This is a genomic window from Citrobacter tructae (genome assembly GCF_004684345.1).
Taxonomy (GTDB): domain Bacteria; phylum Pseudomonadota; class Gammaproteobacteria; order Enterobacterales; family Enterobacteriaceae; genus Citrobacter; species Citrobacter tructae.
Genome location: NZ_CP038469.1, coordinates 4,285,689 through 4,299,587, shown reverse-complemented (window position 1 = coordinate 4,299,587; position 13,899 = coordinate 4,285,689). Strand labels below are relative to the sequence as shown.

General features: G+C 53.3%; 14 protein-coding genes. 5 read left to right on the top strand and 9 right to left on the bottom strand.

Annotated elements, in window-relative coordinates:
- The first annotated feature begins 62 nt into the window (after positions 1-62).
- The gene (locus E4Z61_RS21260) at positions 63-998 is read left to right on the top strand and encodes a LysR family transcriptional regulator (RefSeq protein ID WP_135324445.1); all 936 of its coding nucleotides are present in this window, start codon (positions 63-65) and stop codon (positions 996-998) included.
- On the opposite strand, the gene E4Z61_RS21255 is transcribed toward E4Z61_RS21260, so the two are convergent.
- Positions 985-1,677, bottom strand: coding sequence for an aspartate/glutamate racemase (locus tag E4Z61_RS21255; RefSeq protein ID WP_135324444.1), 693 nt, complete (start codon positions 1,675-1,677; stop codon positions 985-987). The genes E4Z61_RS21260 and E4Z61_RS21255 overlap by 14 nt on opposite strands.
- Before the next feature lie 141 nt (positions 1,678-1,818).
- Between E4Z61_RS21255 and E4Z61_RS21250 the strand changes: the two genes are divergently transcribed.
- The gene (locus E4Z61_RS21250) at positions 1,819-2,145 is read left to right on the top strand and encodes a cupin domain-containing protein (RefSeq protein WP_135324443.1); all 327 of its coding nucleotides are present in this window, start codon (positions 1,819-1,821) and stop codon (positions 2,143-2,145) included.
- A 118-nt stretch (positions 2,146-2,263) separates the two neighbouring features.
- On the opposite strand, the gene kduD is transcribed toward E4Z61_RS21250, so the two are convergent.
- The 4 genes from kduD to E4Z61_RS21230 all read right to left on the bottom strand — a co-directional run bounded on the left by kduD (position 2,264) and on the right by E4Z61_RS21230 (position 6,569).
- Positions 2,264-3,025 (bottom strand): 2-dehydro-3-deoxy-D-gluconate 5-dehydrogenase KduD, encoded by a 762-nt coding sequence (kduD, locus tag E4Z61_RS21245; protein WP_135324442.1) that lies wholly within the window; start codon positions 3,023-3,025, stop codon positions 2,264-2,266.
- A gap of 57 nt (positions 3,026-3,082) precedes the next feature.
- A complete protein-coding gene (gene kduI, locus E4Z61_RS21240; protein WP_135324978.1) occupies positions 3,083-3,919 on the bottom strand; it encodes a 5-dehydro-4-deoxy-D-glucuronate isomerase in 837 nt (278 codons plus the stop codon).
- A gap of 483 nt (positions 3,920-4,402) precedes the next feature.
- Positions 4,403-5,581 (bottom strand): acetyl-CoA C-acetyltransferase, encoded by a 1,179-nt coding sequence (locus tag E4Z61_RS21235; RefSeq protein WP_135324977.1) that lies wholly within the window; start codon positions 5,579-5,581, stop codon positions 4,403-4,405.
- Between the two features lie 103 nt (positions 5,582-5,684).
- On the bottom strand, positions 5,685-6,569 hold the full coding sequence (locus E4Z61_RS21230; RefSeq protein WP_135324441.1) for a LysR family transcriptional regulator: 885 nt from the start codon (positions 6,567-6,569) through the stop codon (positions 5,685-5,687).
- Between the two features lie 101 nt (positions 6,570-6,670).
- Here E4Z61_RS21230 and E4Z61_RS21225 point away from each other — a divergent pair, with 101 nt between their 5' ends.
- Positions 6,671-7,126, top strand: a complete 456-nt coding sequence (locus tag E4Z61_RS21225) for a multidrug/biocide efflux PACE transporter (protein WP_135324440.1) — start codon at positions 6,671-6,673, stop codon at positions 7,124-7,126.
- Positions 7,127-7,268: 142 nt separating this feature from the next.
- Positions 7,269-8,498: an amino acid permease gene (locus tag E4Z61_RS21220; RefSeq protein WP_135324439.1), complete on the top strand. Its 1,230-nt coding sequence runs from the start codon at positions 7,269-7,271 to the stop codon at positions 8,496-8,498.
- Positions 8,499-8,552: 54 nt separating this feature from the next.
- Here E4Z61_RS21220 and rcnR read toward each other — a convergent pair whose 3' ends face one another.
- A complete protein-coding gene (rcnR, locus tag E4Z61_RS21215; protein WP_135324438.1) occupies positions 8,553-8,825 on the bottom strand; it encodes a Ni(II)/Co(II)-binding transcriptional repressor RcnR in 273 nt (90 codons plus the stop codon).
- A gap of 119 nt (positions 8,826-8,944) precedes the next feature.
- On the opposite strand from rcnR, the gene E4Z61_RS21210 reads away from it, so the two are divergent.
- Positions 8,945-9,826, top strand: coding sequence for a nickel/cobalt efflux protein RcnA (locus E4Z61_RS21210; RefSeq protein WP_135324437.1), 882 nt, complete (start codon positions 8,945-8,947; stop codon positions 9,824-9,826).
- A 42-nt stretch (positions 9,827-9,868) separates the two neighbouring features.
- On the opposite strand, the gene E4Z61_RS21205 is transcribed toward E4Z61_RS21210, so the two are convergent.
- The 3 genes from E4Z61_RS21205 to E4Z61_RS21195 are packed head-to-tail and all read right to left on the bottom strand — an operon-like array spanning position 9,869 to position 13,791.
- On the bottom strand, positions 9,869-11,251 hold the full coding sequence (locus E4Z61_RS21205; protein WP_135324436.1) for an amidohydrolase family protein: 1,383 nt from the start codon (positions 11,249-11,251) through the stop codon (positions 9,869-9,871).
- A gap of 12 nt (positions 11,252-11,263) precedes the next feature.
- On the bottom strand, positions 11,264-12,214 hold the full coding sequence (locus E4Z61_RS21200; protein WP_135324435.1) for a carbamate kinase family protein: 951 nt from the start codon (positions 12,212-12,214) through the stop codon (positions 11,264-11,266).
- A gap of 26 nt (positions 12,215-12,240) precedes the next feature.
- Positions 12,241-13,791, bottom strand: a complete 1,551-nt coding sequence (locus tag E4Z61_RS21195) for a xanthine permease (RefSeq protein WP_135324434.1) — start codon at positions 13,789-13,791, stop codon at positions 12,241-12,243.
- Between the last annotated feature and the right edge of the window lie 108 nt (positions 13,792-13,899).

The following is a 13,899-nucleotide window of genomic DNA, read 5'->3' as shown; positions in this document are numbered from 1 at the left end:
AATATCGTTTTATCGCGAGTCTATGCAAAAATGATATGGATTACTTGATTCGAGGATTGTCCATGCCTGCCGTTAACTTGCGCCATATCGAAATCTTTCACGCCATCATGACGGCAGGAAATCTCACAGAAGCCGCGCGGATGCTGAATACTTCGCAGCCGACCGTCAGCCGCGAGCTGGCACGATTTGAGCAGGTACTGGGATTAAAGCTGTTTGAGCGCAGCCGTGGACGTCTACACCCCACGGTGCAAGGGCTGCGGTTATTTGAAGAGGTACAGCGTTCCTGGTACGGACTGGAGCGGATCGTGAGCGCCGCCGAAAGCCTGCGCGAGTTCCGCCAGGGCGAGCTGTCTATCGTCTGTCTGCCGGTATTTTCGCAATCCTTTTTGCCATCGCTGCTACACCCGTTCCTGGCACGCTATCCGCAGGTCAATATTCAGATTGTGCCGCAGGAATCACCGCTGCTGGAGGAGTGGCTGTCAGCACAGCGTCACGATTTAGGCATAACAGAAACGCTGCATACTCCCGCCGGAACTCAACGCACGGAGTTGCTCTCGTTAGATGAAGTCTGCGTGTTGCCGCAAGGACACCCGCTGGGTGAAAAATCGGTCTTAACGCCGCAGGATTTTCAGGGCGAGAACTATATTAGTCTGTCGCGAACGGATAGCTACCGCCAACTGCTGGATGCTCTGTTCCACGAGCATGAGGTCAAACGGCGCATGGTCGTAGAGACGCATAGCGCCGCCTCCGTTTGTGCGATGGTGCGTGCCGGGGCGGGAATCTCGGTGGTCAATCCTCTCACTGCCCTGGATTATGCTGCCAGCGGCGTTGTCGTCCGCCGTTTCAGTATCAACGTACCGTTTACCGTGAGTCTGATCCGCCCATTGCATCGGCCCACATCGGCGCTGGTTGATGCGTTCACAACGCACCTGCAAACCGATCTTGCGCGTCTGCTCGATCCGCTGGATGCTATTTTAGACCGGCCTATGACAGCATAAACTCCACCGCATCCGCCGCGTGAATGGCCGCGGTATCAAACACCGGAACCGGGCTAAGCTCTGCGGGAACCAGCAGACCAATCTCAGTACAGCCAAAAATAACCCCCTGTGCGCCCTGACGCGCCAGCGCGTTAATCACGCCAAGGTAATAATCGCGCGAAGCATCGCTAAATTCGCCGAGACACAACTCATCAAAGATTATCTGGTTAATCTTCTGGCGGTCGGCCTGTTCAGGGATCGGCGTGCTAATACCAAATTCAGTCTGTAAGCGCTCACGGTAGAAATCCTGCTCCATGGTGTATCGCGTACCCAGCAGCGCCACGTTGCTCATTTTCTGCTGGCTGATGGCACGACCTGTTGCATCGGCAATGTGCAGAAACGGCACGTCGCAGGCAGTTTCAATTGCTCCGGCCACCTTATGCATGGTGTTGGTACACAACACAATCCCTTCTGCGCCCGCCTGCTGTAACCCCAGCGCAGCCTGCGCCAGAATATCGCCCGCTTTATCCCACTCACCGCGACTCTGACACAGCTCAATCTCATGGAAATCCACGCTGTGTAGCAGGATCTGCGCGGAATGCAGGCCGCCTAGACGCTGCTTAACGCCTTCATTAATGAGTCGATAATAAGGAATGGTCGATTCCCAGCTCATACCGCCTAACAGACCGATCGTTTTCATCATTACCCCTTATTCGTTGTTGTCTCTCCAGTGAACCAAAGATGTGATCAACTTTCCACATCTGTGAACCAGCATTTCTTTTTTTAATGCTCTGAGATACGTTTACTGAAACAACGTTTCAGTAAATTACAGGAATGCCGGATGTTTATTTTTCATACAGAGACCACCCTTGAAGATCTGGGCAATGGCGTTACCCGCCGCATTTTGGCTCACGATGGCAAAATGATGGCCGTTGAAGTCAATTTCGAACAAGGTGCGATTGGCCCGATGCACAACCACCCACACGAGCAGTTGACCTATGTGCTATCCGGAGAATTTGAATTTACCATTGGCGAAGAAAAGCATGTCGTGCGCGCAAGAGACACGTTGTATAAACAGCCCAATATTATGCACGGCTGCGTGTGTTTAAAACCGGGAACATTACTCGATACCTTCACGCCGGTACGCGAAGATTTCCTGAAAGCATAATTTCCACCGTTTTCAGGCCGCCCTTTCAGCTTCATATCCGAAATGTAAGGCTTAAAAGAAAAAAAACCCTGCCGTTTTTGGGCAGGGTTTTTATTTGTCGATATTGGAAGAAGAGCAGTTAACGTGCCAGCCAGCCGCCATCTACCGCAACGGTATAGCCGTTAATATAGTCAGATGCGCTGGATGCCAGGAATACAATTGGCCCTTTCAGATCGTCAGGCAGACCCCAGCGGCCCGCCGGGATACGATCTAGGATTTCTGCGCTACGCTGCTCATCAGCACGCAGTTGTTGCGTGTTGTTGGTCGCCATGTAGCCCGGAGCAATCGCATTAACGTTGATATTGTGTTTTGCCCACTCGTTCGCCATCAGACGGGTTACGCCCATAACGCCGCTTTTTGATGCGGTGTAAGACGGAACGCGGATACCGCCCTGGAAAGAGAGCATGGAGGCGATGTTAATAATTTTGCCGCCGTTGCCCTGCGCGATAAAGTGCTTCGCCGCCGCCTGGGACATAAAGAATACGCTCTTAATGTTCAGGTTCATGACGTCGTCCCAGTCTTTTTCGCTGAAGTTGATCGCATCATCACGACGAATAAGACCCGCGTTGTTGACCAGAATGTCGATATGACCGAATTCAGCCACTGCGCGCTCCAGCAGCGCCGGGATGCCGTCAATCTGACGCAGGTCGGCGGTCATGCTTAAAAAGCGACGACCCAGCGCGGTAACGCGCTCGATGGTTTCGGTCGGTTCAACGATGTTGATACCCACGATATCGCAGCCCGCTTCCGCCAGACCCAGCGCCATACCCTGGCCCAGGCCAGTGTCACAACCGGTCACAACGGCGACTTTACCTTCAAGAGAGAATGCATTCAAAATCATTGTTAATCCTTATTTATCATATTGCCCATCACCGACAGGTTGAGTGGCCGCCCGCGACTAGCGCAGATCTTTTACTGCGACGTGGTCCATGTCATCAAAGACCTGGTTTTCGCCGACCATACCCCAAATGAATGTATAGGCTTTTGTGCCAACACCAGAATGAATAGACCAGCTTGGGGAAATGACCGCCTGCTCGTTGTGCATCACAATATGACGCGTTTCCTGAGGCTGTCCCATCATATGGAATACGCAGGTGTCTTCTTCCATATTGAAATAAAAATAGACTTCCATACGACGTTCATGGGTATGGCACGGCATGGTGTTCCACAGGTTGCCCGGGGCCAGTTCGGTCAGCCCCATGCTCAACTGGCAGGTTTCCAGCACATCCGGCACAAAATATTTGTTGATGGTACGACGGTTACTGGTGAGGTCATCACCCAGAGTGACTGGCGCAACGTCTGCTGGCGTGACTTTTTTGGTTGGATAGGTAGTGTGTGCTGGTGCGCTGTTGTAGTAAAACTTAGCCGGTTTCGCTGCATCGATACTCGCGAAAACCACTTCTTTTGCCCCTTTCCCGACGTACAGCGCATCGCGATGACCAATTTCATAGCACTGGCCGTCAACGGTAATCGTGCCCGGACCGCCGATGTTGATCACACCTAATTCACGACGCTCGAGGAAATAGGTTACGCCCAACTGTTTGCCGACTTCGCCCCCCACGGAGACGGTTTTGGCCACTGGCATAATGCCGCCAACAATGATGCGGTCGATGTGGCTGTAGACCATGGTGTATTCATCTGCAACAAACACTTCTTCGACCAAAAACTCATTACGCAGCCCCTGAGTGTCCAGGGTTTTCGCGTGCGCACTATGGATACTTTGTCTTACGTCCACATTTACCTCCAGTGATAAATTGACCGTGAATTCTTGAGCGATAGCAAAACGCCGTTCCGTTTTACCTAATGCGTTCATGATATCCCTCCCGGAACGCGTTTTCAATTATAACTAAAACGATGTTTCACTTTTTATGCAAGTTAATATCAAAAGTGTAATTGCGATCACGCTAGCGCATATAAATAGCGATCCTTATTTAAATAAAATCTTTTAAAACAATTGGATATGTAATCAATCAAAAGAGTAACGCATTAGCGGCAAGCATAACGCATTGAAAATACAGTCGTGCTATAGACACGCTCACACACCTTTTCTAACAAAGTGCGTTGTTAATCACATGAAATAAAACACTGTTTTGATAAGTTGGCGAGGTTTGAGAATGCATGTTTCTGTAACTGGCCTTGCCCTCCCGCTGGAGGGCTTTTTTGCAGGTGCAGAGATGACACAGCAGGGAAGGCGTTTGAGAAAGGAAATCTAAGGTCGTTAATCTCGTTCAATGGCGAGCGCGACGCCCTGACCACCGCCGATGCACAACGTTGCCAGGCCTTTGTGCGCCCGACGTTTCACCATTTCATGCACCAGTGAAACCAGAATCCGGCAACCCGATGCGCCAATCGGATGGCCCAGAGCAATGGCTCCGCCGTTCACATTCACCCGCCGCTCATCCCACTCCAGCATTTTCCCAACGGATAACGCCTGCGCGGCGAAGGCTTCGTTGGCTTCGATAAGATCAACATCCGCCAGTTGCCAACCGACGCGCTCAAGGCAACGCCGGGTCGCATACACTGGCGCAATGCCCATCAAAGCCGGATCGACACCGACGCTGGCAAAGGCACGAATACGCGCCAGTATGGGTAAATTCAGCTCCTGCGCTTTGGCTTCGCTCATCATCATCACTGCGGCGGCGCCATCGTTGATCGATGACGCATTACCCGCCGTAACTGAACCGAGCCTGTCGAAGGTAGGATCCAGGCGCGCCAACCCTTCGGCGCTGGCATCGGTGCGGGGCTGCTCATCGGTATCCACCACGAACGATTGCCCGTTACGCTGCGTCACCACCGGCACGATCTCATCTTTAAAGCGCCCGGCATCGATTGCCATCCGTGCTTTGTGCTGCGAGTGAAGCGCGTAGGCATCCTGTAATTCTCGGCTGATGCCGTATTCCCGCGCCAGATTTTCTGCGGTGACGCCCATATGGTAATCGTTGAAGGCATCCCACAACCCGTCATGCACCAAACTGTCGACCAGTTGACTGTTACCCAACTGCGCCCCGGTACGGCTGTCTGTCAGGACATGCGGCGCGCGGCTCATATTCTCTTGCCCGCCAGCAATCACAATGTCGGCTTCGCCACACTGGATCGCCTGCGTCGCCAGATGCAGCGCTTTCAGGCCCGAGCCACAAACATCGTTAATAGTGATGGCTGAAACGGTATTGGGTAGCCCCCCATTGATAGCGGACTGGCGCGCCGGGTTTTGCCCTGCACCCGCCGTGAGAACCTGACCGAGGATTACTTCATCAATTGCGTGAACATCCACTCCTGTGCGTTCCATTAACGCCCTGACAACCATACTGCCTAGTTCAACGGCAGAGTGACGCGCCAGCGTTCCCTGGAAGCAGCCAATCGGTGTCCTCAACGCCCCCACTATCACAACCTCTTTCATCGCCACCTCAGCGCAAAATAACAGCGCCATAGTAGATGATTGTTAAGAATAGTTATCTGAGTTGTTTAAAAAATGGTGATTTTTATCACAAAGGAAATGTGTATCATTTATCTGCCATTGTGATGCCACCCTGCTGTAAATGATCGCGTAGCCAGCTTCCCGCCACGCCAGGAGGCGATTTCTTATTCCACAACAGGTCGATCGAGATAGCCTTTGGCCAGCCGGGGACCTTCAGCTGCACCAGCGGTTTTTCCGCGGCAAATTCTTCCACCAGCGCGCAAGGCAGCGCACACCAGCCAAACCCCTGCACCGCCATACTCAGCAATAGTAAATAGTTGGGAGCAGACCACACGGGACCGCGCGCCACGTTGGTACCGCTTTCCAGATAGGTATTCAGACGCAGTTCACGCCAGGTGTGCAACTGCTCCCACTGCAGTTTTTCCTGCGCCGCCAGCGGATGAGAAGCCGCAACGTACAATCCCATCCAGGTTTGCATCGGCAGCCGCGTGACGCCCATATCCGTGGGGTAATCCTCTCGTGCTTCAATCAAACCAACCTGCGCACGCCCCTTTTGCAGTAGATCGATCACGTCCTCGTCTTCACCAATCAGACATTCAAATTCGGTATGTGGGAACAATCGGTCAAACTGCACCATCAATTCTTCCAGCACATCCGGGTGCAGGGTGTCCGAAAGCACAAAGGTCAGACGTGCTTCCGTTTCACCCGACAGCGAAATCGCCGCTTCGTCCAGACGATCGCTCGCCGACAGAATCGCCTGCACATAACCGAGCACCCGCTTACCTTGTTCAGTGAGCGTTGGCTGGCGTGAAGAACGGTCAAACAGTGCAAAGCCGAGATCGGCTTCCAGATTGGCTATCGCCGTGCTGACGGTGGACTGACTTTTGCGTAACCGCCGCGCCGCCGCAGAAAAAGAGCCGCAGGATACGGTCTCAACGAATGCCGTTAATGCCTCAGGAGAGTAGCGCATAAAGTATCTATTTTATCGATGGATTCTATCTTTTAGATATCACATAAAACGATAAAATTGCCACTATTCCGTTATCCGGGCATCAAAGAAGGTTTTACGTTATGCAACACGATACAGTCCAACGCCGCTCGTTACTGGAGCGTATTTTTCACGCCGTCTGTTTTGAGGGCATTGCCACCGCGGTTCTCGCGCCAACCACCGCGTGGTTGATGCAGCGATCGGTGCTGGAAATGGGCGGACTGACCGTACTTCTGGCGACCACGGCGATGATCTGGAATATCATTTATAACGCCCTATTTGACCGCTTATGGCCATCGCACCTGGTGAAACGTACGGCTAAAGTACGCGCATTTCACGCATTAGGTTTTGAGAGTGGTTTTATTGTTATCGGGGTGAGTATTGTGGCATATGTACTGAACGTCAGCCTGCTACAGGCATTCACACTGGAAATAGGTTTCTTCCTGTTCTTCCTGCCGTACACCATGTTTTATAACTGGGCGTATGACACCTTGCGCGAGCGTGTGATGAAGCGTCGCCAGCAGCGCGTTACTGCCTGATAATCCAATGAATAGTCGGAATTTTCTCAATTCCGGCTATTCAACCATTCATCCACCCACTTGTTCACACCTCCCCCTGCCCCTCTCATTTGTGGTAAATTGCGCTTCTTTTTGTTTATTTTATAGTTGATACGTTCAAATAATGTCGAAAATTTGGTCAAAAGAAGAGACTCTCTGGAGCTTCGCGTTATATGGGACTGCCGTCGGCGCAGGAACCCTTTTCCTCCCCATCCAACTGGGTTCTGCGGGTGCGGTGGTGCTGTTTATCACCGCTCTCGTCGCCTGGCCTTTAACCTACTGGCCGCACAAAGCGCTGTGCCAGTTTATCCTGTCGTCAAAAACCTCTGCGGGTGAAGGGATCACCGGCGCGGTCACCCACTATTACGGCAAAAAGATAGGCAGCCTGATTACCACCCTCTATTTTGTTGCCTTCTTTGTGGTGGTGCTGATCTACGCCGTGGCGATCACCAATTCACTCACCGAACAGCTGGCAAAACATATCGAGATAGATCTTCGCGTTCGTATGCTGGTCAGTCTGGGCGTGGTGTTGGTGCTGAATTTGATTTTTCTGATGGGTCGACAAGCCACCATCCGGGTGATGGGTTTTCTGGTGTTCCCGCTCATCGCGTACTTTTTGTTCCTGTCGCTCTACCTGACCGGAAGCTGGCAGCCGACGTTACTCACCGGCCAGATGTCTTTCGATCAGCACACGCTTCATCAAGTCTGGATATCTATTCCCGTGATGGTTTTCGCTTTTAGCCATACGCCCATTATCTCCACGTTTGCTATCGACAGACGTGAGAAATACGGCGAGCAGGCCATGGGTAAATGCAAAAAAATCATGAAGGTAGCCTACGTCATCATCTGTCTGAGCGTGCTGTTTTTCGTCTTCAGCTGTCTGTTGTCGATTCCCGTAAATTACATTGAAGATGCTAAACACGAGGGCGTGACCATTCTGTCAGCGCTGTCGATGATGCCCAACGCGCCAGCATGGCTGTCGATTTCCGGGATCATCGTCGCCGTGGTAGCGATGTCAAAATCGTTCCTCGGCACCTACTTTGGCGTGATTGAAGGGGCAACAGAGGTGGTGAAAACGTCGTTGCATCAGGTGGGTGTGAAGAAAAGCCGGGCCTTTAACCGCGCCCTGTCTATTATGCTGGTCTCAACCATCACGTTTATCATTTGCTGCATTAATCCAAATGCGATTTCAATGATTTACGCGATTAGCGGACCGCTGATCGCCATGATTTTGTTCATCATGCCGACGCTGTCCACCTATCTGATTCCGGCACTAAAACCGTACCGTTCAGTAGGGAATCTGATCACCCTGATTGTTGGTCTGCTGTGCGTGTCCGTGATGTTTTTTGGCTAGAACGTGTTGTATTAACGGCTCATTCATCAGTACGTGGATGAGCCGCACTCAACCTTATTTAATATAAGAATCCAGCACTTTCAGGACAACATCCAAATCTTCTTCGCGTTTTATTTCATCGCATTGATGCACAATATGCTCGGTCAGATGGCCTTTAATCACTTCACGCATTAATCCGTTTACGGCTCCACGAATCGCCGCAATCTGTTGTAAAACGGCTGCACATTCATGCGGTTCATCGAGCATGGTTTTCAACGCCGCTACCTGTCCTTGAATCTTACTGGCTCGGGCTTTCAGCTTTTGTTTGTCGCGGATTGTATGTGACATCGTCCTATCCCCGTTGCATAAATCATGACTCACTATACCGCGCCGATCTACTGGGGGGTAGTATTTGGTACTGGGGGGGAGTAGAATCAGATGAAACAAAACAACTAAGAATCATTCTCATGGGTGAATTTTCTACGCTTCTTCAGCAAGGCAATGCCTGGTTTTTCATTCCCAGCGCGATTTTATTGGGCGTGTTACACGGCCTGGAGCCGGGGCATTCCAAGACAATGATGGCGGCCTTTATCATCGCCATTAAGGGCACAATTAAACAGGCAGTGATGTTGGGGCTGGCGGCAACGCTATCGCATACCGCCGTGGTGTGGTTGATCGCGCTGGGCGGAATGTATATCAGCAAAGCGTTTACCGCCCAGGCAGTTGAACCCTGGCTGCAGTTTGTCTCGGCGATCATTATTTTGAGCACCGCATTGTGGATGTTCTGGCGCACCTGGCGCGGTGAACAAAACTGGCTGGCCCAGACTCATCACGACTATGATCACGAACATCACCATCACGAACATCACCATCATGATCATGATCATCACCACCATGACCATCATCACGTTCATGACCACGCTCATAAACATGCTGCACTGGCAGGACTCACCGAAGATTCAAAAGCGTATCAGGATGCCCACGAACGGGCGCATGCCACGGATATTCAGCGCCGCTTTGCGGGTAAAGAGGTCAGCAACGGACAAATTTTACTTTTTGGCCTGACCGGCGGACTGATCCCCTGCCCTGCAGCCATTACGGTACTGCTGATTTGCATCCAGCTCAAAGCCTTCACGCTGGGGGCCACCATGGTGCTGTGCTTCAGCCTCGGGCTGGCGCTAACGCTGGTAACAGTGGGCGTAGGTGCGGCAATCAGCGTGCAACAGGCAGCCAAACGCTGGAGCGGATTTAACACGCTGGCGCGCAAAGCTCCCTATTTTTCCAGCGTACTCATCGGCATGGTCGGCGTATATATGGGGATTCACGGCTATATGGGGATCGTAGGGTAAAGACAGTGCGCAGCGACGTTTGCCGCTGCGCGTGAAACACGGCTAGCTCGCCACATTTCCCCATACCAGCAGGCCTTTATGGAAAGTTGCGGTACGTGGAGAGATGCGGGCGACAGCTTCCGCCGAGCAGGAGGCATCCACCAGCACAAAGCTGGCTTCATCCTGTGCTTTCGGCCAGACGCGTTCGCCTTTATCGTTGAGCGGCAGCACATCGCCAGTGGCGAGGAACAGCGCCCGCGACAGGTTGAGTTCGTTCGGGCGAATATAGAGCTGTGCATACAGATTCGCCTTCTCCAGCATGTCCCCCAGACCATACGGCGACCAGTGGTCGATCACGCTGTCGGTACCGGTTATCACCACCACACCTTTGTCTCGCAGCTGTTTCAACGGCATGTGCATCGTGCCAATCGGCACCGTCGAGGCAATGGTAATTTGCTGCGCTACCATGCGGGTTGCTAGTTCATCAACCTGCTGTTCGTTCAGCGTAGACAGCGCAAACGCATGGCTGATGGTCAGCTTGCCTTTCAGTTGCGGGGTTTTCTCTACCGTTTCCACCATGTAATTCACCGCCGCCACGCCTGCCGGACTGGTTTCATGCAGATGGATATCCACGCCTTTGTTGTAATCGAGAGCAATCTGGAACATGGTGTCGAGGGATTTCTCCATCGCCCCATCCACGCTGGTCGGATCCAGCCCGCCCACATACTGCGCCCCGGCCTGCATCGCTTCGCGCATCAACGACTCAGACTTCGATAACAGCAAGCCATGCTGTGGAAATGCCACGATTTCACAGGCAAAACCCGGCTGACGACGCGCCAGCACTGCCTGTAAGTTTTCCAGATTTTTCAGCCCGGAAACCGGCTCAATATTGCAGTGGCTGCGGGCAATCGAGGTGCCTTTTGATTGCAGCAGGTCGATAAGCTTTTCCGCACGCTCTTGCGTATACGGCTGGAGTTCAGGCAGCAGCTTTTGCTCCAGGCGGATCATATCCTGAATGGTGGTACCCGCCGGACGATTCAGCGAACGCCACGGGCCACCATAAAACGTTTTATCCAGATGGATGTGCATGTCGCGCATGGCAGGCAGCATCAGCTTTCCACCCGCATCGTAGTGCGGCAGCGTAGCATCCGGATGCTGCTTATTCTCACGCAGCGCAACAATCTTTCCGTCCTGAATCTCAACGGTTTGCAGAGCGGTACGAGTATGTACCACCACCGCGTTTTCGTAATCGAACCCCGCTTCCAGTAGGACGTTATCCAGGTAATAGTGTTTATCGTTAATCGTCATCGTGCTCTTCGCGCCACAGGCTGTCCCGACAGGATTAGCAGCATACGCGACCGGGGCTATCGCGCCAAACAGCGCGGCAGCGGTCACCATTTTTCCGCCCTGGCTTAAAAACTCACGGCGGCTGTTGTTTTCCTTCATTTGCATCTCCTTTCAGGAATGGACAATATGAGTGCCCGTTTCGCCACGCAGCGCGGCGGGCAGGCATTCCGGCGTGGTGATGATCACCCGCTTACCGCCGCGCTCCAGGAACGCCAGACTGGCAACAATTTTGGGTAACATGCTGCCCGGAGGGAAGTGCCCTTCCTGCATGTAGCGGGTCATTGTTGCCATATCCACCGTGTCCAGCGCCTGCTGGTTGGGTGTGCCGAAGTGAATACACACTTTCTCGACGCCGGTGGTAATTACCAGCACGTCGGCGCGGATCTCCTGCGCCAGCAATGCGGTGGAGAGATCTTTATCAATCACCGCGTCTACGCTCTGGTAATCTCCCTGATCGCTACGCACCACCGGGATCCCGCCGCCGCCCGCGCCAATCACCACAAAACCTTGCTGGGTCAGCGTTTTAATCGCCTCCGCCTCGACAATGCGTTTCGGCTCCGGCGAGGCAACTACCCGACGGTAGCCGCGCCCGGAATCCTCAACAAAGCGCCAGCCCGGATTGACCTGTTGCAGCGCATCACGCTGCGCTTCACTGAAGAACGCCCCGATAGGCTTGGTCGGGTTAGCAAAGCCCGGATCGTTTTTGTCGACCTCCACCTGCGTGACCACGGTTACTGCTTTCTGTTCGCCGCGCCGCGCCAGGCGGTTATTCAGCGCCTGTTGGATCAGATAACCAATGCCGCCCTGGGTGTCAGCAACGCAGTTTGCCAGCGGTGTCAGCGGCAAGCCCTCCCGCTCGTGGGCAATCTCCGCGCGCCGCAGATCGAGCCCCACCTGCGGACCGTTACCGTGTGTCAGCACAATGTTGTAGTCGGATGCCAACATCTCCAGCACCGTATCCGCAACCGCTTTTACTGCTTCAGCCTGGTGCTCAATCGACTGACTGGCGTTATCTTTGATAATGCTGTTGCCGCCAATGGCAACGACCACAAGTTCTTTCATAGCGTCATCTTCCACAGCAAAACGATTCAGGAGGTTTTGGTCGGTTGTTGCTCGAGGGTAGTCACGGCTTCACGGCTGTCGAGAACATGCTTTATCACGAACATACCGCCCATCATCAGGTAGGCCATGACAAACATCAGCGAGCTGCCTTCAGCAAACCCAACGGCCGGGGAGTGGATCACCCCAAACAGTGACAGCAGCGCACCACCGGCGGCAGCAATGGCTCCGCGTAATGGCTTGTTGATAATGGCAAAGATAGCGATACAGCCCCACAGCATACTGGCCAGCGGTGCGCCGCTACCGAGATGCACCAGCCCGTCGTAGTACACACCTTTGCTGTGCAGCAGATCGGTCCCAAGTTTCGCGGCTGACGTTCCGGCCGCCCCCATCACGCTGTTAACGATGGTCAACGCCCAGTTGGCTATCCACGGGAACAGACAGATGAAGATGACGGGCACCTCAACTTTGGGCGTTTCTCGCACCACCTGGTTGGCAGTCACCACGCCGATAAACACTAAGATCGGCACGATCGCGGTCATCGGAATAATGGCGAGCATAAACGCCCCAAGACCAAACAGCGGCACCAGGAACATGGTGATACCTGACGCGAGGGTATAACCAATGCTGGCGCCCATCGCTTTCCAGCCCGCATGCCCGACATACACGGTGACCGGGAACGGGTTCCCCAACATACAGCCCAACATCGAGGCAAAGCCGTTCGCCATCATGACTTTGCGGGTGTTGTACTCATCACCTGCGGCGTGCGCACTTTCAATGTTCTCAAGGTCAAAAATATAGTTCGCCAGACCCAGGGGAACCGCAGAAGCCAGGTACGGCAGCGCGTGCGGCAGACCTTGCAGGAAGCTGTCGACGTGAATTTCCGGCGGGTTGAAGCCAAAAGAGGACATCGATGCTTTGATCGCTTCCGGGCTTTGCAAACCGGAGATCCATGCCAGGGCCGTACCGGCAATCAGCAACAGCAAACCGGTCGGAATGCGGGCAAAAATCGGCTTCTTACCGAACCAGTTAATGAAGATCAGCAACAGCACGATGAACGATACGGTCGGCGCTTCAAACGCCTGCAGCATCGGGTTCATCGCCAACAGCAGCAGACCCAGCCCGGATAAACAGGAGAGCAGTACCGTGCGCGGGATCATCTTGCGGATGGTCTCGCCCAGGAACGAACCGCCCACCAGAATCAACGCTTCGACAAAACACCACACCAGCGCTATCTGGATGGCGAAGTTGGCATCTTTGGTTTGCTGATAAACCGGCATCAGCACCAGGAACGTAACGGTAAAAATTGACGGTGCGCTCGGCCCGGACGGCAGCGCCGTCACGTCTTTACGTCCGGTTTGTTTTGCCATCTGCAGGCCAAACCAGGCATAGCAGACGCTGGCCACCAACACCGCCAAACCAAAGGCAGGCGCAATACGGCCATAGACAATTTCAGTCGGTATCCCGACAACAAAAATGAGCAGTCCCATCATTGTTAGCAGGTTAGTCAGGTTGTTGGTCATCAGCCCAAAGTAAGCCGCCCAGTCACCCCGTTTCCATTCTAGTTTTATGCTGTTCATGGAATATCCTTAACAGGTTAAGCATCGTTTGCGATCGCGGAGATCGCCCAGCCCTGCAGGTAAGTAACGTTGTTCGCTTTGCTAGCATGGGGCTAACGGCGTTAGCCC

Bases quoted from the DNA above. Each gene is read 5' to 3' on its own strand.
- E4Z61_RS21260 (WP_135324445.1), top strand. From the start codon at position 63: ATGCCTGCCGTTAACTTGCGCCATATCGAAATCTTTCACGCCATCATG.
- E4Z61_RS21255 (WP_135324444.1), bottom strand. From the start codon at position 1,677: ATGAAAACGATCGGTCTGTTAGGCGGTATGAGCTGGGAATCGACCATT.
- E4Z61_RS21250 (WP_135324443.1), top strand. From the start codon at position 1,819: ATGTTTATTTTTCATACAGAGACCACCCTTGAAGATCTGGGCAATGGC.
- kduD (WP_135324442.1), bottom strand. From the start codon at position 3,025: ATGATTTTGAATGCATTCTCTCTTGAAGGTAAAGTCGCCGTTGTGACC.
- E4Z61_RS21235 (WP_135324977.1), bottom strand. From the start codon at position 5,581: ATGAAAGAGGTTGTGATAGTGGGGGCGTTGAGGACACCGATTGGCTGC.
- E4Z61_RS21230 (WP_135324441.1), bottom strand. From the start codon at position 6,569: ATGCGCTACTCTCCTGAGGCATTAACGGCATTCGTTGAGACCGTATCC.
- E4Z61_RS21225 (WP_135324440.1), top strand. From the start codon at position 6,671: ATGCAACACGATACAGTCCAACGCCGCTCGTTACTGGAGCGTATTTTT.
- E4Z61_RS21220 (WP_135324439.1), top strand. From the start codon at position 7,269: ATGTCGAAAATTTGGTCAAAAGAAGAGACTCTCTGGAGCTTCGCGTTA.
- rcnR (WP_135324438.1), bottom strand. From the start codon at position 8,825: ATGTCACATACAATCCGCGACAAACAAAAGCTGAAAGCCCGAGCCAGT.
- E4Z61_RS21210 (WP_135324437.1), top strand. From the start codon at position 8,945: ATGGGTGAATTTTCTACGCTTCTTCAGCAAGGCAATGCCTGGTTTTTC.
- E4Z61_RS21205 (WP_135324436.1), bottom strand. From the start codon at position 11,251: ATGAAGGAAAACAACAGCCGCCGTGAGTTTTTAAGCCAGGGCGGAAAA.
- E4Z61_RS21200 (WP_135324435.1), bottom strand. From the start codon at position 12,214: ATGAAAGAACTTGTGGTCGTTGCCATTGGCGGCAACAGCATTATCAAA.
- E4Z61_RS21195 (WP_135324434.1), bottom strand. From the start codon at position 13,791: ATGAACAGCATAAAACTAGAATGGAAACGGGGTGACTGGGCGGCTTAC.